Origin of the sequence: Roseibium sp. MMSF_3544 (assembly GCF_030732845.1) — a bacterium.
Classification (GTDB): Bacteria; Pseudomonadota; Alphaproteobacteria; order Rhizobiales; family Stappiaceae; genus Roseibium.
The window spans coordinates 44,701-65,248 of record NZ_JASHKA010000007.1; the positions used below are offsets into that span (position 1 = coordinate 44,701).

Here is a 20,548-nt window from a genome sequence, read left to right on the forward strand (position 1 = left end):
CCCGCATGACGCTTGACCAGATCAAAACCTTTCTCGTCCTGGCAAAGACCGGGAATTTCAATCGAACGGCCGACATTTTGAACGTCACCCAGTCGACCGTGAGTGCACGGTTGAAAATGCTCGAGCAGGCTTTGGGTCATGCGCTTTTGATACGTGAGCATTCCGGATGCCGATTGACCGCTGCAGGTCATCAGTTCCTGTCTCACGCTGCCAACATTCAGATGTTTTGGCAAAAATCACTGCAAACCGTGACGCTGCGGCCGGAGTTTCGCGGCGTCCTGACGCTGGGAACGCAGGTCAGCTTCTGGGACAGTCTGGTTGTCGACTGGATGGCCTGGATGCGCCGGCAGGCCCCTGATATCGCGCTCGACATCCAGGCGGACTATTCCGTTGCCCAGATGTCGAAATTGTCCGATGGCCTGATGGATATCGGTATCATGTATCAGCCACGGCACACGACCGGATTGACGATCGAAAAGCTGCTGGATGACGAACTTGTTCTTGTGAGTACCAGAGAGCGGGAGATGTCGTCAGGCTGGATTGAGGACTTTGTGTTCGTGGACTGGGGCGACGTTTATCTGGAGGCACACGCTGCAGCGTTTCCGGACGCGGAAACGGCTGCCGTAACCGTCGGACTTGGTGCCCTGGGGCTGCAGTACATCCTGCAGTTCGGCGGATCGGGCTATTTCCCGCTGAGGGTCGTCAGGGAGCTGCTCGACGAGAGAAAGCTGTTCCGGCTGGATGCGGCCCCGTTGCTGAAAAGGCCAGCCTATCTGGTCTACAGAAACGACCCGATTGATGCCGCAGCTGTGGAAACGGCCATAAAGGGTCTCAGGCAGATTGCGGGCAATGTGTAAGCCGCTCAGGCCTTTGCCCGGCCTTCCTCGACCGCGTCCAGGATGAATTTTGGCAGCGCGAACGCGGCCGCATGAACCTCGGGCGTATAGTAGGTCGTTTCAAAACCTGCCGAGCCGAAGCGTTCTTCCAGGACGGACACAGCGTGCCTGCGCAAGTCGGGATTGTCGGTTGCCCAGCCGAGGGTCATGTGACCGCCGAAATAGGTCGGGATCGCCGCGATATAGGCGGCGGCATCCTTGAAGATGCGTGCGAACCGCTCGACGCTTGTCACCAGTTCGTCCCTTTGCAGGAACGGCACGCCGTTCTGGGTGACTAGAACGCCACCCGCTGTCAGCAAGCGGTGAATGTTGCGATAGAATTCTTCTGAAAAAAGCACCGCGCCAGGCCCATGCGGATCCGTGCTGTCGACGATCACAACGTCAAAGCGGCGCTCGGTTTCGGCCGTGAATTGCATGCCGTCGGCGATCACCAACTCAAAGCGTGGATCGTCGAGAACACCCTGGTTGAAATCACCGAAATGCTCTCTTGAAAAATCGACGACCGATGCATCGATTTCGACCTGGACCAGCTTTTCGACCGATGCGTGCTTGAGCACCTCCTCGGCCAGGCCGCAGTCCCCTCCGCCGACAATCAGAACGGTCTTGGCAGCGCCATGGGCAAGGATCGGCACATGCGACATCATCTCGTGGTAGATGAATTCGTCAGCCGTCGTGACCTGTGTCACCCCGTCCAGCATCAGCACCTTGCCAAAGACCGGATTGGAAAAGAGCACCAGATCCTGGTGCTCGGTTTTTTCCTGATAAAGTATTTCGTCGCAGCCGTAGCTGACCTGAACGCCGGGATAGAGGGTTTCGTTGAAAACCAGGCCGTTTTTCATTCGGCTGCTTCCAGCGTGTGCGGCTTGGACAGCTGGTGGGCGACTTCCCGTCCGCGCAGCAGTTCGGAGACCGCTGTTTTGCCTGGATTGAACGCCTTCTCAAGCACCGCAACGCACTTTTCCGGCTGCGCGTCACCGCACATGAAAACGTCGAAAGCTGCGTATCCGGCCTCCGGCCAAGTGTGCACGGAAATGTGGCTCTCCGCGAGCACGGCCACGCCGGACACACCCGTCGGTTCGAACGGATGCAGGTGAATGTGCAACAGTGTCGCCCCGGCTTCTTCGACACAGGTGCGCAGCGCCTGTTCGACATGGGGCAGGTCATCGAGCCTTTCGGCATCGTAAAGATCAATTATCAGATGCGCACCAGCGCAGTGGATCCCTTCCTTCTGAATGAAGTGATCCAGGCGGTCGTCTGCGTAAACGCCAGCGACCGCGGTCGAAACGTTTTCTTCCTTCTGGGTGGTGCTTCTCGGCTCGGCAACGCTGTTTGCGTCTTCTGCTACACGAGCCTCCAAGTCCATCCCCAGTTCGAAGAGGGCGTTGCTTTCCATATCGCTCTCCCAAACCAGCAGATGTCCCCGGGATATTTCCGGAGCGCACTCCTTACAGAAAAGGGTGTTTAATCTCAATGGGAAATCTGCAAAATCTTTCTAAAGAATCTCGTGAAAGTTGTGCGCATTCCGCGCATTGACATCTCGCTGGTCAAATCCTGTTGCCGTTAGAGAGGGTTAGTTGTGACGCTTCAGATCAAGAATTTAAGCGGCGAAGATTTAAAAAACGTTTTGGGCGATCTCGCCAGATTGCGGATATCAGTCTTTCACGACTGGCCCTATCTCTACGAAGGGTCGATGGAATACGAGGCGAAGTACCTTCAGCGCTATCTGGAGACGGACGGGGCGTTGATCGTTGGCGCCTATGATGGCAGCAAGCTGGTTGGTGCGGCGACCGGAGAACCCCTTGGAGATGAGTTCGAAGCCTTCCAGGCGCCGCTAAAGGAACGGGGCTATGATCCCGACAAAATCTTCTATCTGGCGGAATCCGTGCTTGAACCTGCTTATCGCGGTCACGGAATTGGGCACCGGTTTTTCGATGAGCGCGAGGCCCATGCGCGAAGGCTGGGTTATGACCAGGCTGCCTTTTGTGCCGTCATTCGTCCCGACAATCACCCGATGAAGCCTGAAAACTATCGGCCCCTTGATCCTTTCTGGAAGAAACGCGGTTACGAGAAACTGCAAGACGCCATCGTGACCTTCCCCTGGTTGGACATCGGCGAACATGAAGAGACCGAAAAGCCCATGCAGGTGTGGTACAGACGTTTGTGACGGGCTGTAAGTCGATTTTTTTGGCATCGAGCCGCAGTCCGCCCGTGAATCGCGATCGCGAACCCGACTGAGCAATCGTGATTATTGCGAATATCCAATCATCTTTTGTCGAGCGCGTTGGCAACCTCCTGCTGACTTGAAGCGTTCATACGCCCGCAATTTGCGAGTTGCCTTCATTAAAGTGACGGGACAGCGGCAAGCGAGGCTTTTTCGCGTGCTTGCTTTCGTTCATGATTGAGAAAACGGAAAGACTGTGCGCAATGACTGGAACTGCCAGGCGAGTGACCATGAGGCTGGACGCAGCCCCCGGTAGCGGGATGGTTTTTCGTGTGCTCGCTGTCGCGTTTTTGGTCTGCCTGGCTGTTGCAATGGCCGGACCAGCGAAATCGCAAGAATTGAGGCTCATCACATCACCCTGGCCACCATCCAATTTCGTCGGGCCGGACGGATCTCCTGCAGGCATCAGCATTGACGTCATCGAAGCGCTGAAGGAAAAGCTCCAGCTCGATACGCCTGTCGAAATACTGCCTTGGGCACGGGGCTACCTGATTGCACAATCCGAGCCGAACGTGATGCTGTTTACCGCGGGGCGCACGGAAGAGCGGGTCAGCAATGGCTTCCATTTCATCGGTCCAGTCGTGATGTGGACCCATGCGCTGATGGCAAAAAGCGGCGCGAACCTGTCAATTGACGATCTGGATGCCGTGAAAGCTCAAGACCTCACCGTTGCCGGCGTACGCGGATCCTGGCAGATGCGCTTGCTAGAGGAAGCTGGCGTTCAGACCGTCGATACGGAAAACCACGAAACCGGTGCCCGGATGCTTTTGGCCGAGCGTGTCGATCTCTGGATTACCTCCAGTCTCCAGGCCTCTGTGATTTTGAAAGATCTGGGCGAAGACGCAGACCGGGTGGAACCGGTTCACGCAGTCCGGCGGTCACCGTCCTTCCTGATGATCTCAAAGGGTAGCGATCCGGACGTCATTGCCCGCTGGGAAAATGCCTATCTTGACCTGAAGCAGACGGATTTTTTTGAGAACGCGGCAAAGAAGTGGAGCGAGCAGCTTGGAATTTCGCTGCGTTTCAGCTCTGAGGACGGTCTCTCCGCAATATCGAACCCTCAGGACAAGACAGGCTCCTGAGCGTGGCTCAGGCTCTAGCAAACTTTCTTTCGAATTTCCCGCTACAGCGTTTCAAGATCCGTCTGAAGAAAGGATATGACGCTTCGGATCTGGTTTTCCCGGTCCTGAAGCTCAGCGATTTTCGCACGAAAAACTTCTTTGGCCACGTCCTTGTCACAAGATCCTTCCATTGCGTTGGCGATGTCCTTGAGGTCGGCAATCGACATACCCGCTTCGCGCGCCTTTGTCAGAAATCCGAGCCTGAACAGACTTTCTTCCGGATAATCCCGGTAATTGTTGGTGTCGCTGTTGCCGGGCGTTGAAACAATAAGCCCGTTTCGTTCGTAAAAGCGGATCGTGTCACGCGTGACACCGGACCTTTCGGCGAGTTCACCGATTTTCATCATTAACTCCAAACCATGGACAATGGTCTATTGTTTTTTGTTTTATCATGATTAGATGGGAATCGTTACAGATTTTGCAATCGTCCGACACAGCAGACCTGGGAAGATCGAGACATGTCCAGTCGTATCGTTATCATCGGAGGCGGGTATCTCGGCTCCGAACTTGCCAAGTCGCTGGAGCAAGAGGCCGAGGTGACGCTGATAGAGCGGGCACCCTATTTTGTTCATGCGCCCGCCATGATCCGGGCCGTCACAGATCCTGCCATTCTTGAACGCGCTTTTATTCCCTACGACAAGTTGCTGACGCGGGGGGCGTTCGTTCAGGGCACCGCTAGTGCCATTGATGCGCAAGGCGTAACTTTGGAGGACGGGTCGCGCGTTGAGGGCGATTATGTTGTCGTTGCGACCGGATCGAGAAACAGCCTTCCCTTCAAGCCGGTCGACGGCGATGTGGAAGCCTTGCGAGAGGCCAATGCCCGCGTGCATGCGCAACTGGTCTCGGCAAAGACCGTCGCGATTGTCGGCGCTGGTGCCGTCGGCATCGAGTTGGCCGGCGAGATTGCGCATGCAATGCCGGACAAAAGCATAATCCTCGTCTGCAACACGGACAGACTGATGCCGGTAAAGCCGGCAACATTGGGCAGATCTCTCAAGCAGAAGCTGGAAGCAGCAGGTGTTGAGATCATTTTCGGCGCAAAAGCGGAAAACCTTGAGCACACAGACGAGCCCTATGCCGGTATTCTTGACCTTTCAAGCGGCCGTGAGCTGTTGGCGGATCTCATTTTTCCGGTCGTTGGATCGCATGCGAACACACGTCTTTTGGAAACTTTGCCGGATATCCGGAAATCTCGCTCCGGCCGCTTCGCGACCGACGGCCGGATGCGTCCCTCGAGCTTGCCGAATGTGTTTGCAGCCGGCGACGTCGTGGACAATGGAGACGCGATGACGATCGTTGCGATCACACGGCAAGTGCCCTGGCTCGCCAAAACGCTGCGAGCGTTGATGAGCGGCAGAGCCATCGAGGACATCAAGCCCTACGCACCCTGGGGCAGGGCGCCCATTCTGTTGCCGCTCGGGCCGGTGATCGGTAGCTCGTTCCTGGTTTTGTTTACGGCCGGAAACTGGGTGACCAGCAAGATCAAGGGTGCGGATATGTTCTTGACAAAATACCGGAAAAACCTCGGAGCGGCGTCGAACGCACGCGCGAAATCCTGACGGGTCTCTTGGCTGGTCCGGACGGAGGGCCTCTCCGGAGCGGCTTCGGCACACTCCGGAAAGGACCAGTTTCTTCCGTTACTTCAACGCCCAGCGGATAGTGACATTGGCGGCGATTGTTTCCTCACCCGCTTCGATCGGAACCGCTTCGGCGCTCGCAGCCATCATGCTTTCAGCGCGCATCATCAAAGGGCGCGGCATCTGGGTGCCGGTTTCTGAAATGGTGATGATGTTGCCGAGTTCGACACCCGCTGCAGCGGCGAAAACCTCCGCCTTGTGGCGTGCGGCTTCGACGGCTCTCTTGCGGGCTTCGTCGAGCTTTTCGTTCGGATCGCTGACTTCGAACCGGATGCCATCGACGGAGTTGGCGCCGCTGTCGACGACGAGCGTCAGAAGGCCGCCGAGTTTGGCCAGATCGCGGACATTGACTTCGACACCGTTGCGGACCTCGTAGCCGATAATGTTCGGCTGGCGATCCGAGTTGCCGGTGATGCGCTCATATCGAGGATAGATTCCAAATCCCCTTGTCTGGATGTCTCTGGCTTCAATGCCGGCGCCCTTGATCGCGTCAATCACCTTGGAAATCGCCGCCGAATTTTCAGACAACGCATCGGCGGCCGTCTTGGCAGTCGAAACCACATTGGTGGAGATCACCGCCATGTCGGGGGCGACAGAAACCGTGCCGCGTCCGTCCATGGTGATGCTGCCCACCGCGACCGGCGTTTCCTGGGCCTGGGCGGCACCGGTCGTCAACATGGCTGCGCCAAGCATGGCGGCAAGCGCGAACTTGCGCGCAAAGGCAAACGGATTGGCCTGATAATTGGTTATTGGTCCGGTCATGCGGAGGTCCTTTCAAGACATTGTGACTTGGCCGGGAAGATTGTTGGCCATTGAGGCATGGATAAGGCTTGCCGGTTCAGCTTTCGTTCATTTTCAAGGGCTTCGACGCAGAGCTTGTCACCCGGCACCAGCCGGCGGGTCGCTTTCCCGAATGCCGACATCGCCGGTTTCGGACAGGAGGACGGCAATTGGCCTTGATCCTTCGAAACGCGCACAGACGATGACGATCATCACGGTCAGCGGAACGCACAGGACCATGCCGACGATCCCCCAAATCGCCCCCCAGAAGGCAAGCGACAGCATGATCACAAGACCTGACAGGTTGAGGTTGGACCCCATCAATCTCGGTTCGATCAGGTTACCGACCGCAAACTGGATGAGCCCCAGGCCGGTGGCAATGGCAAAGAATGGCGCCAGCGTGTCGTAATAGACGATCGCCAGAAGGCTCGGGAAAATCACACCGATCAGCGAGCCGATGGTCGGAATGTAGTTGAGCACGAAGGCGATGAAGCCGAAGAGGGCCGCGTAGGGCAGGCCGATCAGGATCAGGACGAGGCTGGTGAGGACACCAGTCGCAACCGAAACGGCGGTTTTGATCGAGAAATAATGCATGATCGAGCGGTTGATCTCCGCGCGGATCGCGAAGGCGGCCTTGGCGCGCTCGGGCGAGGCGAACAGCCGCTCAAACTTTCTGTCGAAGGTGGATTGTTCCAGAACCAGGAACAAGACGTAGATGAAAACCAGGCTGGCGGATCCGGCAAGCGTGGTGACGAGGCTGGCACCGGCGGTGACCATGCGCGGGACCACGGAGTCGGGCAAAAGATCCTTCATTTCAATCGGATCGTTCAGATCCAGATGCGACGAAATCTGGTTGAAGAGTTCTTCAAGACGCCTCTGATAGGTCGGCGCGTCCTGGGCAAGCTGGGAAAGGTTGACCGCGACGATATCGAGCACGACGGTCGAGACCGCGAAGATCGTCAGCAACGAGAGGGTGAAGCATACGAGCCCGGGCAGGCGCCACCGGCCGATCGGGATCTTTTCAAAGACGTGCGCCAGTGAATTGATCATATACCAGACGATGAGCGCAATGACGAAGGGGAGCAGGAGCGAGCGGCCGACCACAAGCAGCCACCCGATCATGCAAACCAGGAGAACGGTCAGCGTCAAGGACACAAGGGGACTTCGCATTGCGGCTCCGGTTCCGATAATTCGTGTGATTCTGGCAACATGGAACGCACCCATTTAGACCCCATGCGGCACCGGAACGGAAGCCGGTTTCTCCAAGAAGGCATTGATCGGAACAGCAAAAGCAGGCGGGAGATGCCGTCGGCGATGCTCACCGATGTCGTTCGCGCAATCGGCCAATCCTTCGGTCGATCGATCGGGTGACGGGAGAGCAACGCGTTTCCAAGACCTTTTTAAGCTTCCCGCCGCAAAGCACTTGCTCCGGCCTCAGGCCGTGGTATAGGGGAAACCGTGCACGGCAGAGCTTATGTGTCAAAGCCGTGCCGTGGGCCTGTAGCTCAATTGGTTAGAGCCGTCCGCTCATAACGGATTGGTTGGGGGTTCGAGTCCCTCCGGGCCCACCATTTTTCCTATGTATCTGAATTCAAATCGAAATATTGGGTGTTTCACGCCTGAATGCTCGGGTGTCGCCAGCGTTCGGCGGACATGTGTCGTTTTGCTCTTTTTGCCGGACTCTCCGCAATCGAATATCCCAGTTGCCTGATCGCGCAATGTTATATAGTAACGTAATCGCAGAAGCAGGATCGCTGGAGGCACTTGATGAATACGCGGGGAGAAATGTGGCAGGCAGAGATCCTTCGGGTTCTGAACCGGCACCATACTCCGATTTCAGCTTATGACGTTCTGGAAACCTTGCGCGAGACCCATGAAAAAATCTCGCCGCCGACGATTTACCGTGCGCTGTCGGCGCTGACGAAACGCGGGCGTGTGCATCGAGTGGAATCCCTAAACGCCTTTATTGCCTGCCAGTGCGGCCAGCACCAGCACACATCGATCCTGTCAATTTGTGAAGACTGTGGCGCTGTCGAGGAGAGCGTCGCCCCAAAGATTCTGAAAGACCTTTCGAGCGTGATCGGAAAATCCGGATTTTCTCCAATGCGTCATGTGATCGAAGTGCACGGCACATGTGCTTCCTGTGGTTCGAGGAAGGCACAGTCATGAGCGCCCAAAAATCACTGCGACTGCTGCTCGTTGGAGCGGGTGCCCGGCTCATCGGTGCGGTTATTGTTGTGGCCGCACTCTGGGCCGGCTTTTACTGGGCAACATCGACACCGGGGGCCTTATGACATCTGCTCTCGCGTTCAAAGACCTCACGTTAGGCTATGACCGGCTTCCTGCCGTGCAACAGCTTCGGGCCGATATTGCGGAAGGCAGCCTTACGGCGATCGTTGGACCAAACGGCGCCGGCAAGTCGACATTGCTCAAGGGCGTGACGGGCGCGCTGGCGCCCTTGCAAGGTAAGGTGGATCTCGGTTCGCTGGAGCGCGACGACATTGCCTATCTGCCGCAGCAGTCCGACATCGACCGTTCTTTCCCTCTGTCTGTGGTCGATCTCGTGGCCATGGGATTGTGGCGTGAGATCGGGCCATTCGGCTGGCTCGGCAAAAAGCAGCGGGCGCGCGTCGATGCCGCCATTGCGTCCGTGGGTCTGACAGGGCTTGAGTCGCGTCCGATCGGCTCGCTGTCCGGCGGCCAAATGCAACGCGCACTTTTTGCAAGGCTTCTCCTGCAGGACGCTCATCTGGTGCTGCTGGATGAACCCTTCACCGCAATCGATGCCCGTACGATGGCCGATCTTATCGAAGTTGTTCGCAGTTGGCACAAGGAAGGACGCACGGTCCTGGCTGTGCTGCATGATGCGGAAACCGTTCGTGCTCACTTTCCCGAAACGCTTATGCTGGCGCGCGAACTCGTGGCACACGGGCCGACCGAACAGGTGATGACCGCTGAAAACCAGTTTCGTGCCCGCCAGATGTGCGAGGCGTGTGCCGGGCCACCTCACGTTTGTGGGCGGGATGCGGCATGATCTGGGAAGCTGTCATTCAACCGTTCGCCGATTTCGGCTTCATGCGGCGCGCACTGCTCGGATGTATCGCGGTCTCGCTGGGCGCGACGCCTGTGGGCGTGTTTTTGATGCTCCGGCGCATGAGCCTGACCGGAGATGCGATGGCTCACGCAATCCTGCCGGGGGCCGCCGTCGGTTTCCTCGTGGCGGGGCTATCGCTCGGCGCCATGACCATTGGCGGACTGATCGCCGGGATGGCCGTGGCGCTTTTGTCTGGCCTCGTGACCCGCGTGACGGCCTTGCGCGAAGATGCCAGCCTGGCAGCGTTCTATCTTATCTCCCTTGCGCTTGGCGTTCTGATTGTTTCCACGCGCGGCAGCAATGTTGATCTGATGCATGTGCTGTTCGGCACGGTTCTGGCGCTTAACGACGCGGCGCTCATCCTGTTGTGCTCAATCGCCAGCATTTCGGTTCTGATCCTTGCTGTCCTGTTCAGACCGCTTGTTCTGGAATGTGCGGACCCGCAGTTCCTGCGCTCCGTCAGCCGGCTCAGCGCTGTCACACATTTTACCTTCCTCTCGCTCGTGGTGTTGAACCTCGTTGGCGGTTTTCACGCCCTCGGTACGCTCATGGCCGTTGGGATCATGATCTTGCCGGCCGCTGCCGCGCGCTTCTGGGCCAACAGCATCGGCGGGTTGATCTTTGTCGCGATCGCCGTCGCATTTCTGTCGAGCCTGAGCGGCCTTTTGCTTTCTTACCACTACAGCTTGCCGTCCGGGCCAGCGATCATCCTCGTAGCCGGGATCGTCTACGCGGTGTCCCTGGTGCTTGGTCCGGCAGGTGGTCTCATCGCACAGGTGCTGCCACGCCGGCCCTTGCAGAACTGAAAGGAAATTTCATGAAGTCCCGCAGAACCGTCCTGAGGTCCGCGACCGCTCTTGTCGCTCTCTCCCTGATGTCCCCAACGATCGCTTGGGCAGATGATCATAAGCATGTTGTCGCGACCTTCTCCGTCCTGGGCGACATGGTCGAGCGTATCGGCGGCGATCATATCGAGTTGACCACTCTGGTCGGCCCGGATGGCGACGCGCACGTCTACCAGCCGACTCCCCAGGACGCACGCGCCGTGAGCGAAGCGGATGTGCTGATTGTAAACGGACTTGAGTTTGAGGGCTGGCTGGAGCGCTTGTCCGAGGCGGCAGACTTCAAGGGAACGCTTGTCGTTGCCACGACCGGCATCGAGGCCATTCCTTTTGAAGAGGGCGACGACCACGACGACCACGACGACCATGACGACCATGGTGATGATCACGCCGAAGCCGAGCATGATCACGACGACCACGATCACGAAAAACATGCGGATCATGACGACCACGATCATGAAAAGCATGAGGAACACGCAGAGGCTGAACACGATCACGACCATGATCACGAAAAACATGCGGATCATGATGACCACGATCATGAAAAGCATGAGGAACATGCCGAAGCCGAGCACGACCACGACGATCACGATCACGAAAAACATGCGGACCATGACGACCACGATCATGACAAGCATGAGGAACATGCCAAGGCAGAAGATGGTCACGATGACCACGCTGGCCACGACCACCACGGTCACAATCATGGGGCGTTTGACCCGCATGCTTGGCAGAGCCTCGACAATGCGGTGATCTATGTCGACAACATCACTGCCGCGCTCGCAAAGGCCGACCCAGCTCATGCAGGCGTTTTCTACGAAAACCGCGAAGCTTACGTCGCAGAGATCAAGGCGCTCGAAGCTGAAATCGACGCGATGATCGCAGCCGTACCCGAAGATCGCCGGACGGTCGTCACGTCCCATGATGCCTTTGGCTATTTTGCAGACCATTACGGACTGACATTCGAAGCACCGCAGGGCCTCAGCACGGAAAGCGAGCCGTCAGCCGCTGATGTTGCCGAGCTGATCACCCAGATCCGCGAAGACGGCATCTCTGCCGTGTTCGTGGAGTCGATTACCGACAACCGGCTGCTCGAGCAGATTGCAAACGAGACAGGTGCGACGATCGGCGGGACGCTTTACTCGGATGCGCTGTCGGGCGGTGACGGCCCGGCTGGAACGTATCTCGACATGATGCGTCACAACGCAAAGACATTGTCGGACGCGCTCGGGTCCTGAGGCGACATGAGGTCGTGACTTTGGCGAGACCGGTCGTTCTGCGATCCTGAACGGTGGCAGTGACGACCGGTCCGTCCTTTCAAAACTTTTGCATTCATCTATTCAGGGAGGTCCAAAATGAAAACGCGTGCTGCCATTGCCTGGGCACCGAACCAACCGCTCGAAATCGAGGAAATTGACCTCGAAGGTCCCAGAGAGGGAGAGGTGCTTGTCCGGATCGTGACGACAAGTCTCTGCCACACGGATGTTTTCACCCTTTCGGGTGAAGACCCGGAGGGCCTGTTTCCGTGCATCCTCGGCCATGAAGGCTGTGGTATCGTCGAAGAGGTTGGCAAGGGTGTCACGTCGGTCGCACCGGGCGACCATGTCATTCCGCTCTACATCCCGGAAGATCCCGATTGCCCCTATATCAAGTCGGGCAAAACCAATCTTTGCCAGACGATCCGCAAGACCCAGGGCGCGGGGCTGATGCCGGACGGCACGTCGCGCTTTTCCTACAAGGGCAAGCAGATCCTTCACTACATGGGCACCAGCACGTTCAGCGAATACACCGTGCTGCCTGAAATCTCAGTTGCAAAGATCACCAAGGACGCGCCGCTTTCCAAGGCCTCCGTTATGGGCTGTGCGGTTCCGACCGGTATCGGCGCTGTGCGCAACACCGCAAAGGTCGAAGCCGGTGCGACGGTTGCTGTCTTCGGCCTTGGGGCGGTCGGCATGGCGGTGATCCAGGGCGCGGTGCTGAACGGTGCTTCCAAGATCATCGGCATTGACATCAATACGGCAAAGTTCCCGCTTGCGAAGGCGCTCGGGGCCACTGAATGCCTCAATCCGAAGGACTATGACACGCCGATCCAGAACGTCCTGGTCGAGATGACCAATGGCGGCCTGGACTACACATTCGAGGCGGTTGGAAATGTCGAGTTGATGCGCTCCGCCCTTGAAGCATGCCACAAAGGCTGGGGTGAGTGCACGGTGATCGGCGTTGCCGGCGCCGGACAGGAGATCGCAACACGACCCTTCCAGCTGGTCACCGGCCGGGTGTGGCGCGGGACGGCCTTTGGCGGTGTCCTGGGCCGCAGCCAATTGCCGGGAATGGTCGATGAATGGCTGCGAGGCGATTTCAGCGTGGATCCCTATATCACGCATCACATGAACCACGAGCAGATCAACACGGCGTTTGATCTTCTCAAAGCAGGCGAGTCGATCCGGTCGGTCATTCATTTCCGCCCGAGCGACACAATGACGGTCAATTCGCTTCCCGGGAAAATTGTTCCGGCTTAAGGCGAAACCGTTCCCTCTATAGGGGTCTCATGAGCAGCGGGCCGGGTGTCTTGCACCGCCCGCTGCTCAACCGCTTCAAGGAAAGAGTCTGCTTCCTTGCAGTGTCTGCACCCTCAGCGCCTCGCGCCGAATATCAGATCGGGCGCCTTTCTTCGTTGGCTCGGTGTTAAGGGCGATAGCCCTTCTGATCATGCCTTCACGTCCGCCGCTTCGGCGACATCCGCCTTTGTCACGTCAGCCATCGTCGTGTGAACCCGGATCGTAACGATGGGCTTGTCCGGTTCCAGCACGCCGATCACTGTTTCGATGTCGGGACAACCTTCTTCACGGCAGGCGAGTTCAGCGACGGTGATCGCTGTATCTTCCGGCAGCTGCATCAGCTCACGAACCCAGCCCTTTATTTCCGTCGACCTGTTTTTCAACCGCGTGAATTTTGGTGCGAGCGGATTGTGGAACCTTGTCATTCCGCAGCAACTCCTCGCGGAACGACACACTGCCGGAAGCCGTCTTCGATGGCATCGCGCGGCAGATCGCGTCCAATGAAGACGAGCCGGGAGGTCCGTGGTTCGTCCGCTTTCCAGGGCCTTTGATGATCGCCTTCCAGCAGCATGTGAACACCTTGCATCACAAAGCGGTCGTCATCGTTGTCAAACGCGATGATCCCCTTCATGCGCAACATGTCGGGGCCATGATTTTGTGCGATCGCCTGCATCCAGGGAAAGAACCTTTCCGGATCGAGCGGAGCGTCGCTCACAAGCGAGAAACTCGTGACGTGATCGTCGTGGTCGTGATCATGGAAATGCTTTAAGAACTCCGGTTCGATTTCAAGCACCCGGTCCAGATCGAAGGCATTGCGCCCAAGAATTTCATCAAGCGCCACCTGGCAGCGTTCGCTGTCGTGGATCTGTGCCGTCGGATTGATCCTGCGGATCCGTTTTGCGACTTCGGCGCGTTCCTCACTGCTGACAAGATCGATCTTGTTCAGAAGGACAATATCGGCAAAGGCCAATTGTTCCTGGGCTTCATGTGCCTTGTCGATTTCCTCCAGCAAATGCTTGGCATCAACGACGGTCACAATCGCATCAAGCTTGGTCTTGGATTGCACGTCTTCATCAACAAAGAAGGTCTGGGCAACCGGAGCCGGATCGGCCAGTCCTGTCGTTTCGATCAGGATCGCGTCAAAATGGTTACGTCGTTTCATCAAGCCTTCGATGATGCGGATAAGGTCACCGCGCACCGTGCAGCAGATACAGCCGTTGTTCATTTCAAAGACTTCTTCGTCCGCATCCACAACGAGATCGTTGTCGATGCCGACATCGCCGAATTCATTGACGATGACCGCGTATTTCTTGCCGTGGTTTTCAGAAAGTATGCGGTTGAGCAAGGTGGTTTTACCTGCGCCCAGGTAACCGGTGAGCACGGTGACAGGTGTTCTCTGCAAAGCGTTCATTGCGACCTCCGAGAAATACTGGTGAGGGTTGAGAAGGCTCGGGTAAACGAAGCCCAAAAGGCGTTGCCTGCCTTTTTGAAGGACCCGGAAAAGGAAAACGGAACGGCGTCGATAACGGCTGTGAACAGTGCGCGCACCGGCTCGGGATCGACACCGTCGGTGATGAAGACGAGCCGGGTGCGGCGGTCCTCGTCGGGCCAGGCCGGGAGCCGAACGGGTCTGGAAACGACATGTTGCACCGCATGGACAATCAGCGGTTCCTCAGGCGTGGCTTCAGTCGAGACGATCCCTTTGACACGGAGCAGGCGCTGCCCTGCCGAATCCTGCAGGAGGGAAAGAAACCGGCGAAACTTCTGCTCGGGCAGGGGAGTGTCACTGACAATGCTGAAGGTGCGAATACCGGCCCCGTGTCTGAGTTGGCCATTTTTCTGGTCGGTCCGGGTGGCGTGACCTGCTTCAAGCGCCAGCGCGGCTTCCAATGCCAGCCACCCGGCAACATCTTCTCCGCGATCCAAGACGGCGTAGGGTCTTGGAGAAAACAAGGCTGAGACATCTGCTGACTGACGATCCAGGATCTCGGCGCTTGCGTTGAGTTCTCGCAGTTCGTTCGAAAGAGCTGCGAAATCCGCTGGCGTCTCCAGATTGCTCGCCAGGTCCGTCTTCGTCAGGACGATCCGATCGGCGAAAGCGATCTGTTTGAGCGCTTCGAAGTGGTTTTCAACCGAACTTGCACCTGCAACCGCATCGAACAGCGTCACAACCCCGGCTAGATAAAACTCAATGGATTTGGCGTCACCTTGCGGTTGCTCAGTCCCGTTTTTTTCGCCAGAGAGTGCGTTGACCAGCGGAGCCGGATCACCAAGCCCGCTCATCTCGACAATCACGCGCGAGAATTTGCCCGTCACGCCCTCCAAAGCGGCGCTGCTGAGATCCTGAAGCGTTTGGTGGATGTCTGTCGTGTCCGAGCAGCACAGGCAGCCTGTCGAAACCTGGCTGATTGTCGTTTCCCCCCGGCGCACGAGCAGGTGATCGACCGGCACTTCCCCGAATTCGTTGATGATAACGGCTGTATCCTGAACCGACGGATCATTCAAAAACGTGTTCAACAAGGTTGACTTGCCCGAACCGAGAAATCCGCTCAGCAAAATGACAGGTATGCGGCCGGGGGTGTTCATGAAGGTCCAGTCACTTGGTCTAGTGCGCCTTTTCGCATTCAAAGCTCCACGCTGGCTTCAAACGCAGCGTGAGGAGTGGTGTCCGGTGATCAGCCAGCGCGACCCGATCTCTTCGAAGGTGAACAGAAAGCGCGCGGGCACGGTTTCATCCCCGGCGGGCCGATGAAAGCAAAACGTGTAAATGCCGCCAATCGCGACAGTGCAGCGAATGCGGTCGGTTCTTATTTTCTCAAAGTCGATCGCGCAGTCAGGGCCGCCATCGGTCAAGAAAAATTCGAAATAGCGGCGGCGCCCGTCCTCCGTGACAACGATTTCGTTGGACAAGGTGGGTACGAGAATTGCGTCTGGAGCATAAAGATCCAGGATCTCATCGATCCGACCCGATGCCACAGCTTCCGTCCATTTTGTCATGGTTGCGCGCGCGTGTTCCAAAGGCGAACGTTCACGATTATTTGCGTGGTTAGCCAGGCTCTGTTCCAAATTTTGCCCCTATTTTCACCCAACGATCCTGCCGGCGACACGGTATCGGAAACGTTTGATCCGGCACTTTGTCGCGCTTGACCGGAATCGGCGGGTGCGCCATTTCCATCTTGAAATGTTATGTTATATCGTATCATGTCCAAATCAAGGAAGTTCGATTTTGCTTATCCCGAAGGAAAGAACGGCCTTCAGAAGGGCTCTATCTGAAACGGGCGATAGCGTGAGTGATCCAGTGTCCGGATTTTTGCGCAAGCGCGCTCATTGAATGCCGCGCCAAGACAAAGCAACTCAGCCCGGAAAATCAACGACAGAGGTTTTGAATAGTATGACTTATGCTGCGAGTGTTGCGGCCATGGCAGAGTACAGAAAAGAACACGGGATCCGGCCTTCGCGCGCGGATGCTGAAGCTGCTGTCCGTGTTTTGCTGGAATGGAGTGGCGATGATCCCGATCGCGAGGGATTGGTCGATACACCGTCCCGCGTTGTGCGCGCCTATGAAGAATTTTTCGAGGGATACAAGATCGATCCGGCGGAGCTGCTTGCCCGCACATTCGAAGAGACAGCCGACTACGACGATTTGATCGTGCTTCGGAACATGCGGCTGGAGTCGCATTGCGAACATCACGTTGTGCCGATTATCGGGAAAGTGCACGTGGCGTATCTTCCGGCAAACCGGGTTGTCGGCATCAGCAAAATTGCGCGTGTTGTGGAGGTTTATGCCAAGCGTCTTCAGATCCAGGAGACGCTCACGTCCCAGATTGCCGACACGATTCAGGAAGTGCTTCAACCCCGCGGCGTTGCCGTCGTTATCGAAGCAGCGCACATGTGCATGACCACCCGCGGGGTCAAGAAACCGGGTGTATCCATGCTGACGCGGCGGCTTCTCGGCGCCTTTCAAACGGATCCGGAGCTCCGCAGGGACTTCCTCTCCTCTGTCGCGGTGGCCAGCGGAGGGCAGGGCGCGTGACGGACAACAAACCTTTTGCGAACCGGATTTCCGTCGAACAGGTCGAAGAAGGTGCGCTGCTGGCGCCCAAATTCGACGGAAACGGTCTTTTGCCCGTCGTCACCACCGACGCTGAGACAGGCGAGGTGTTGATGATGGGCGTCATGAACGAAGAAGCCCTGCTTCGAACGATCCGATCAGGTGAAGCGCATTACTGGAGCCGCAGCCGAAAGTGCCTTTGGCACAAGGGAGCGACAAGCGGGCTTGTCCAGAAGGTTGTCGAAATCCGAATTGACGACGATCAGGACGCGGTCTGGCTGCGCGTCGCCGTTGAAGGTGGTGCCAGCTGCCACGTCGGCTACCGCTCCTGCTTTTATCGTGCGGTTCCGGTGACGACAGATGAGGGGCCGATCGAATTGAGCTTCAAGGAGACAGAGAAGGCCTTCGACCCGGTCGAGGTCTATGGTGACGCTCCAAACCCAACCCAGTTGTGATGGCTGTTCGCCGGGAAAACGGACATTCGCTCACTATGGGCGTGTGTCCGTATCCCGGCGAAGATTACGCAAAGACTGTCTTACTTCCTTGCGCCCGCGAAAAGCAGTCAGACGACCTCGACCGGGCCGTGATCGTCACAGTGACCGTTATGCGGGTGATGCAGGCGGCCGTTCACCAGGTAGCAGATATGGTCGCCATGTGGCACTGCTTCGTGGCCACAGCCAGGGCCATGAACGTGATCCGGATCGTGGCCAAGTTCACTGGAGCCAACCGGAGCGCATCCGCCGGGATTGGTCGCTGAGACCTCTATGACATGTTCTTCCACGTGATCTCCATCCTGGTGATGAAGGTGACCGTCGTGGAGATAGTCGACATGGTCTCCGTGGCGAATGCCGGTGTGGCCGCAATTGGGTCCGTGCACGTGATCGTGGTTGGGGTCGTCGTTGTGGTCGCTGGTCATGAATTCTCTCCTTGGTCTTCCAAATCTGTCGCGGTGTCTTCAGCCGCATGGTCCAGAATGTCGCGCAAAAGATGCGCCACGTGATGGTCTGCAAGCGCGTAGTAGATGTGTTTGGCTTCACGCCGCCGCGTCACAAGCCGGGCTGAATGAAGAAGTTTGAGACGTGCGGATACCGTTGCGACTTTCTCATCTTCTTCTGCCGCCAGCTCGGTGACGCATCTTTCGCCACTTGCCAGCAACACCAGGATGCGCAGGCGCGCCGTATCTCCTGCAGCGCGTAGCATCATGGCCGCGCTTTCGACGGTCGCCATTGCAGGCAAGGTCAGGGGCGGGCGTTTCTGGTGACTGCTTTCGTCGCAGCTCGGTACGTCAGAATGATCGGTCATCTCATTATTCTGTCATTCAATGGATTGATAGAATGTCATAGGCAAAGCTGTCTCTCAAGCAAAATCGGAGCCTCGATCGAAATCGTCTCCTCCGATCTCGGGTCGGGGCTGAAAAATTTCTTTGCGGAAAGTGTAAGGATCGCGCTCCGGCGTCCGTCATATGACCAGGTACACCAAAAAACCACGGAGAAACCAATGGCCGGTTCCAAGTCATGCGCCTGCGAGAATTGCCCCCCTTCCTGCAATTGCGCGCAGAGAACGCCCGGGGACCAGGGGTGTTGTTGCGGTGACAAGTGCACCTGCAAGGACTGTACTTGCGGGCCTGAGTGCGGGTGTCCAAACAGGGCGAAATGAGCTAGATTCTGGCTATGCCGGAGTTTGATCCAAATGCGTGCGTTGCCTCCGCATTGCGGTCCCATCGGGGGGACTTGATGCGGTATGTGTCGTCCCGGGTGCCTCCGGGCGACGTGGAAGACGTGCTTCAACTTGCGGCGCTGCGTGCCATTGAAAGGGCCGGGGACCTTCGGGACCCGGCGTTGGTTCTGCGTTGGCTTTATCGCGTTCACGCCAATGTCGCGATCGACCTCAGCCGCAAGAATGCGAGCGAGCGGCGCTTGCGCGAGGCAATGGCAGTCGAGGACGAACCTGTCGAGAGCCGGGACAAACCCGTTTGTGGCTGCAGTGTCGCGCTCGCTCGGCAGCTCGGCAGCAACTACGCTTCGATCCTCGACCTCGTCGACATTTCCGGTAAATCACTCAACCAGGCGGCAGAGGCTCTCAATATTTCCGTCAACAACGCAACGGTGCGGCTCCACAGAGCACGCGCAGCGCTCAAAAAACGGCTGCAGGAGCACTGCGGCGTAACAAGTCCGAGCAGCTGCAACGATTGCAAATGCGCTTACGAGGGCTGTTGCGAGAGCTGAAAGCGGTCAGCATTTCGCGCACTAAGGACGATCAGGCACTGTGTCAGCGTGGCGCCGCTCCCAGCGTGTCCCGAATGCAGATGTTGGTTGGCAACTCGACGCTGTCTGGTTCCTCGCCATTCAGGGCGGCCATAAGTGCCTTGGCGGCGAACTGACCCATTCGGCGGTGGGGAACGTGAACGGTCGTCAGCGGCACCGGTGCAACGCTGGCCAGTTCGATGTCGTCGAAGCCGGTTATGGAAACGTCCTGTGGAATGCGCATGTTCAATGCGGACGCGGCCCGGAGCGCCCCGACGGCAAGCACGTCGTTGCCGCACATAACGGCTGTTGGACGGACAGGACCCGACATCAGCTTGCGAAAGGCGATGTCGCCGTTTTCTATCGAGTACTGGGTTTCCTCGACCATCAATGCCGCCGGATCGAGACCGGCGGCCTGCATGGCATCGCGAATGCCATGGACACGGTCCCTGGCACGGTCGTTGGGAGCCGTTTCTGCCGAAATGCAGCCGATGGACGTATGCCCTTTTTCAAGGACAAGGTCTGCCAGCAATTTCATGGCTTTTCGGTTGTTGAAACCAACGGACAGGAGATTTTTTTCCGGGTCGGAAACCCAGGTCATCACCGCCGGGATCTTGCGCTTTTCCAGAAATTCGTAAACACGCCGATCGCGCTGGTACCCGATCAAAAGCAAGGCGTCTGCGCCGCGCACCGTCAGCGTTCTGATCTGTTCTTCTTCCAGGTCTTCACGGTATGACGAACTGGCGACCAGAAGCGTGCATCCGTTCTCCTGCAGTTCTTCCTGAAACGCCTGGATGCCGCGTGCGAAAATCGCGTTTTCCATGGTCGGGATGATCGCGCCGAAGGTGTTGGTGCGTCCGGCGGCGAGGGCGCGTGCGCTGTAATTGGGCGAATACCCAAGCCTGTCGACCGCATCCATGACGATCTTAAGAGTCTTTTTCGTCACCCTGTCCGGGGTGTTCAGGCATCTGGATACGGTTGCCGTCGAAACACCGGCGGCAGCGGCAACATCTGCAAGCTTCGGGACCTCGCTGGTCGGCTGTTTTGTTGTCTGTTCCATCTGCCCGGATGATGTGTAAGCCACTCGGTTATTCCATCAGTGAAC

At 57.5% G+C, this 20,548-nt stretch carries 25 protein-coding genes, 1 tRNA gene and 1 pseudogene; 15 read left to right on the forward strand and 12 right to left on the reverse strand.

Annotated features, from left to right (window positions below):
- Positions 1-5: 5 nt before the first annotated feature.
- Positions 6-857 (forward strand): LysR family transcriptional regulator, encoded by an 852-nt coding sequence (locus RBB47_RS11785; protein WP_305985998.1) that lies wholly within the window; start codon positions 6-8, stop codon positions 855-857.
- Between the two features lie 5 nt (positions 858-862).
- Here the strand turns inward: RBB47_RS11785 and speE are convergent, their stop codons facing one another.
- Together speE and speD are read right to left on the reverse strand one after the other, a co-directional pair.
- Positions 863-1,735, reverse strand: coding sequence for a polyamine aminopropyltransferase (gene speE / locus RBB47_RS11790; protein WP_305985999.1), 873 nt, complete (start codon positions 1,733-1,735; stop codon positions 863-865).
- Complete coding sequence (gene speD / locus RBB47_RS11795; protein ID WP_305986000.1) at positions 1,732-2,289, reverse strand: adenosylmethionine decarboxylase; 558 nt, start codon at positions 2,287-2,289, stop codon at positions 1,732-1,734. The genes speE and speD overlap by 4 nt, the downstream gene beginning before the upstream one ends.
- A 249-nt stretch (positions 2,290-2,538) precedes the next feature.
- Between speD and RBB47_RS11800 the strand changes: the two genes are divergently transcribed.
- Positions 2,539-3,060 carry a GNAT family N-acetyltransferase gene (locus RBB47_RS11800; protein WP_371932774.1) on the forward strand — a complete coding sequence of 174 codons (522 nt, stop codon included), beginning with the start codon at positions 2,539-2,541 and terminating at the stop codon, positions 3,058-3,060.
- Between the two features lie 287 nt (positions 3,061-3,347).
- Positions 3,348-4,199 (forward strand): ABC transporter substrate-binding protein, encoded by an 852-nt coding sequence (locus RBB47_RS11805; protein WP_305986002.1) that lies wholly within the window; start codon positions 3,348-3,350, stop codon positions 4,197-4,199.
- Positions 4,200-4,240: 41 nt separating this feature from the next.
- On the opposite strand, the gene RBB47_RS11810 is transcribed toward RBB47_RS11805, so the two are convergent.
- On the reverse strand, positions 4,241-4,582 hold the full coding sequence (locus tag RBB47_RS11810) for a MerR family transcriptional regulator (RefSeq protein ID WP_305986003.1): 342 nt from the start codon (positions 4,580-4,582) through the stop codon (positions 4,241-4,243).
- Positions 4,583-4,684: 102 nt separating this feature from the next.
- On the opposite strand from RBB47_RS11810, the pseudogene RBB47_RS11815 reads away from it, so the two are divergent.
- Positions 4,685-4,813, forward strand: a pseudogene (locus tag RBB47_RS11815) (NAD-binding protein); the annotation flags it as partial.
- Between the two features lie 6 nt (positions 4,814-4,819).
- On the forward strand, positions 4,820-5,797 hold the full coding sequence (locus RBB47_RS11820) for an NAD(P)/FAD-dependent oxidoreductase (RefSeq protein ID WP_305986228.1): 978 nt from the start codon (positions 4,820-4,822) through the stop codon (positions 5,795-5,797).
- A gap of 78 nt (positions 5,798-5,875) precedes the next feature.
- Here the strand turns inward: RBB47_RS11820 and RBB47_RS11825 are convergent, their stop codons facing one another.
- Positions 5,876-6,637 carry an SIMPL domain-containing protein gene (locus RBB47_RS11825; protein ID WP_305986004.1) on the reverse strand — a complete coding sequence of 254 codons (762 nt, stop codon included), beginning with the start codon at positions 6,635-6,637 and terminating at the stop codon, positions 5,876-5,878.
- A gap of 117 nt (positions 6,638-6,754) precedes the next feature.
- Positions 6,755-7,825: an AI-2E family transporter gene (locus RBB47_RS11830; RefSeq protein ID WP_305986005.1), complete on the reverse strand. Its 1,071-nt coding sequence runs from the start codon at positions 7,823-7,825 to the stop codon at positions 6,755-6,757.
- Positions 7,826-8,149: 324 nt separating this feature from the next.
- Between RBB47_RS11830 and RBB47_RS11835 the strand changes: the two genes are divergently transcribed.
- From RBB47_RS11835 to RBB47_RS11865, 7 genes are all read left to right on the forward strand, one after another.
- Positions 8,150-8,226 (forward strand) — tRNA-Ile (locus tag RBB47_RS11835).
- Positions 8,227-8,422: 196 nt separating this feature from the next.
- Entirely contained in the window at positions 8,423-8,824 is a 402-nt protein-coding gene (locus RBB47_RS11840; protein WP_305986006.1) for a Fur family transcriptional regulator, read from the forward strand.
- Complete coding sequence (locus RBB47_RS11845) at positions 8,821-8,949, forward strand: hypothetical protein (protein WP_305986007.1); 129 nt, start codon at positions 8,821-8,823, stop codon at positions 8,947-8,949. Before RBB47_RS11840 ends, RBB47_RS11845 begins: the two co-directional genes overlap by 4 nt.
- The gene (aztA, locus tag RBB47_RS11850) at positions 8,946-9,689 is read left to right on the forward strand and encodes a zinc ABC transporter ATP-binding protein AztA (RefSeq protein ID WP_305986008.1); all 744 of its coding nucleotides are present in this window, start codon (positions 8,946-8,948) and stop codon (positions 9,687-9,689) included. The genes RBB47_RS11845 and aztA overlap by 4 nt, the downstream gene beginning before the upstream one ends.
- Positions 9,686-10,555: a metal ABC transporter permease gene (locus tag RBB47_RS11855; protein WP_305986009.1), complete on the forward strand. Its 870-nt coding sequence runs from the start codon at positions 9,686-9,688 to the stop codon at positions 10,553-10,555. Before aztA ends, RBB47_RS11855 begins: the two co-directional genes overlap by 4 nt.
- 11 nt (positions 10,556-10,566) lie before the next feature.
- Positions 10,567-11,829: a metal ABC transporter solute-binding protein, Zn/Mn family gene (locus RBB47_RS11860; RefSeq protein WP_305986010.1), complete on the forward strand. Its 1,263-nt coding sequence runs from the start codon at positions 10,567-10,569 to the stop codon at positions 11,827-11,829.
- A 117-nt stretch (positions 11,830-11,946) separates the two neighbouring features.
- Positions 11,947-13,110, forward strand: a complete 1,164-nt coding sequence (locus tag RBB47_RS11865; protein ID WP_305986011.1) for an S-(hydroxymethyl)glutathione dehydrogenase/class III alcohol dehydrogenase — start codon at positions 11,947-11,949, stop codon at positions 13,108-13,110.
- 188 nt (positions 13,111-13,298) lie between these two features.
- On the opposite strand, the gene RBB47_RS11870 is transcribed toward RBB47_RS11865, so the two are convergent.
- From RBB47_RS11870 to RBB47_RS11885, 4 genes are read right to left on the reverse strand one after another with little or no spacing between them, the layout of a single operon-like run.
- Positions 13,299-13,574, reverse strand: a complete 276-nt coding sequence (locus RBB47_RS11870) for a nitrate reductase (RefSeq protein ID WP_305986012.1) — start codon at positions 13,572-13,574, stop codon at positions 13,299-13,301.
- Positions 13,571-14,560 (reverse strand): GTP-binding protein, encoded by a 990-nt coding sequence (locus RBB47_RS11875; protein WP_305986013.1) that lies wholly within the window; start codon positions 14,558-14,560, stop codon positions 13,571-13,573. The genes RBB47_RS11870 and RBB47_RS11875 overlap by 4 nt, the downstream gene beginning before the upstream one ends.
- Positions 14,557-15,735 carry a GTP-binding protein gene (locus RBB47_RS11880; RefSeq protein WP_305986014.1) on the reverse strand — a complete coding sequence of 393 codons (1,179 nt, stop codon included), beginning with the start codon at positions 15,733-15,735 and terminating at the stop codon, positions 14,557-14,559. Before RBB47_RS11880 ends, RBB47_RS11875 begins: the two co-directional genes overlap by 4 nt.
- Before the next feature lie 57 nt (positions 15,736-15,792).
- On the reverse strand, positions 15,793-16,146 hold the full coding sequence (locus RBB47_RS11885) for a nuclear transport factor 2 family protein (protein ID WP_305986015.1): 354 nt from the start codon (positions 16,144-16,146) through the stop codon (positions 15,793-15,795).
- Positions 16,147-16,540: 394 nt separating this feature from the next.
- On the opposite strand from RBB47_RS11885, the gene folE reads away from it, so the two are divergent.
- Together folE and hisI are read left to right on the forward strand one after the other, a co-directional pair.
- On the forward strand, positions 16,541-17,182 hold the full coding sequence (gene folE / locus RBB47_RS11890; RefSeq protein WP_305986016.1) for a GTP cyclohydrolase I FolE: 642 nt from the start codon (positions 16,541-16,543) through the stop codon (positions 17,180-17,182).
- Complete coding sequence (hisI, locus tag RBB47_RS11895) at positions 17,179-17,655, forward strand: phosphoribosyl-AMP cyclohydrolase (RefSeq protein WP_305986017.1); 477 nt, start codon at positions 17,179-17,181, stop codon at positions 17,653-17,655. Before folE ends, hisI begins: the two co-directional genes overlap by 4 nt.
- A 107-nt stretch (positions 17,656-17,762) precedes the next feature.
- On the opposite strand, the gene RBB47_RS11900 is transcribed toward hisI, so the two are convergent.
- A complete protein-coding gene (locus RBB47_RS11900) occupies positions 17,763-18,116 on the reverse strand; it encodes a hypothetical protein (RefSeq protein WP_305986018.1) in 354 nt (117 codons plus the stop codon).
- Entirely contained in the window at positions 18,113-18,502 is a 390-nt protein-coding gene (locus tag RBB47_RS11905; RefSeq protein ID WP_305986019.1) for a helix-turn-helix transcriptional regulator, read from the reverse strand. Before RBB47_RS11905 ends, RBB47_RS11900 begins: the two co-directional genes overlap by 4 nt.
- Positions 18,503-18,870: 368 nt before the next feature.
- Between RBB47_RS11905 and RBB47_RS11910 the strand changes: the two genes are divergently transcribed.
- Positions 18,871-19,425, forward strand: a complete 555-nt coding sequence (locus tag RBB47_RS11910) for an RNA polymerase sigma factor (RefSeq protein WP_305986020.1) — start codon at positions 18,871-18,873, stop codon at positions 19,423-19,425.
- A 43-nt stretch (positions 19,426-19,468) separates the two neighbouring features.
- Here RBB47_RS11910 and RBB47_RS11915 read toward each other — a convergent pair whose 3' ends face one another.
- Positions 19,469-20,527 carry a LacI family DNA-binding transcriptional regulator gene (locus RBB47_RS11915; protein WP_305986021.1) on the reverse strand — a complete coding sequence of 353 codons (1,059 nt, stop codon included), beginning with the start codon at positions 20,525-20,527 and terminating at the stop codon, positions 19,469-19,471.
- Positions 20,528-20,548: the final 21 nt, after the last annotated feature.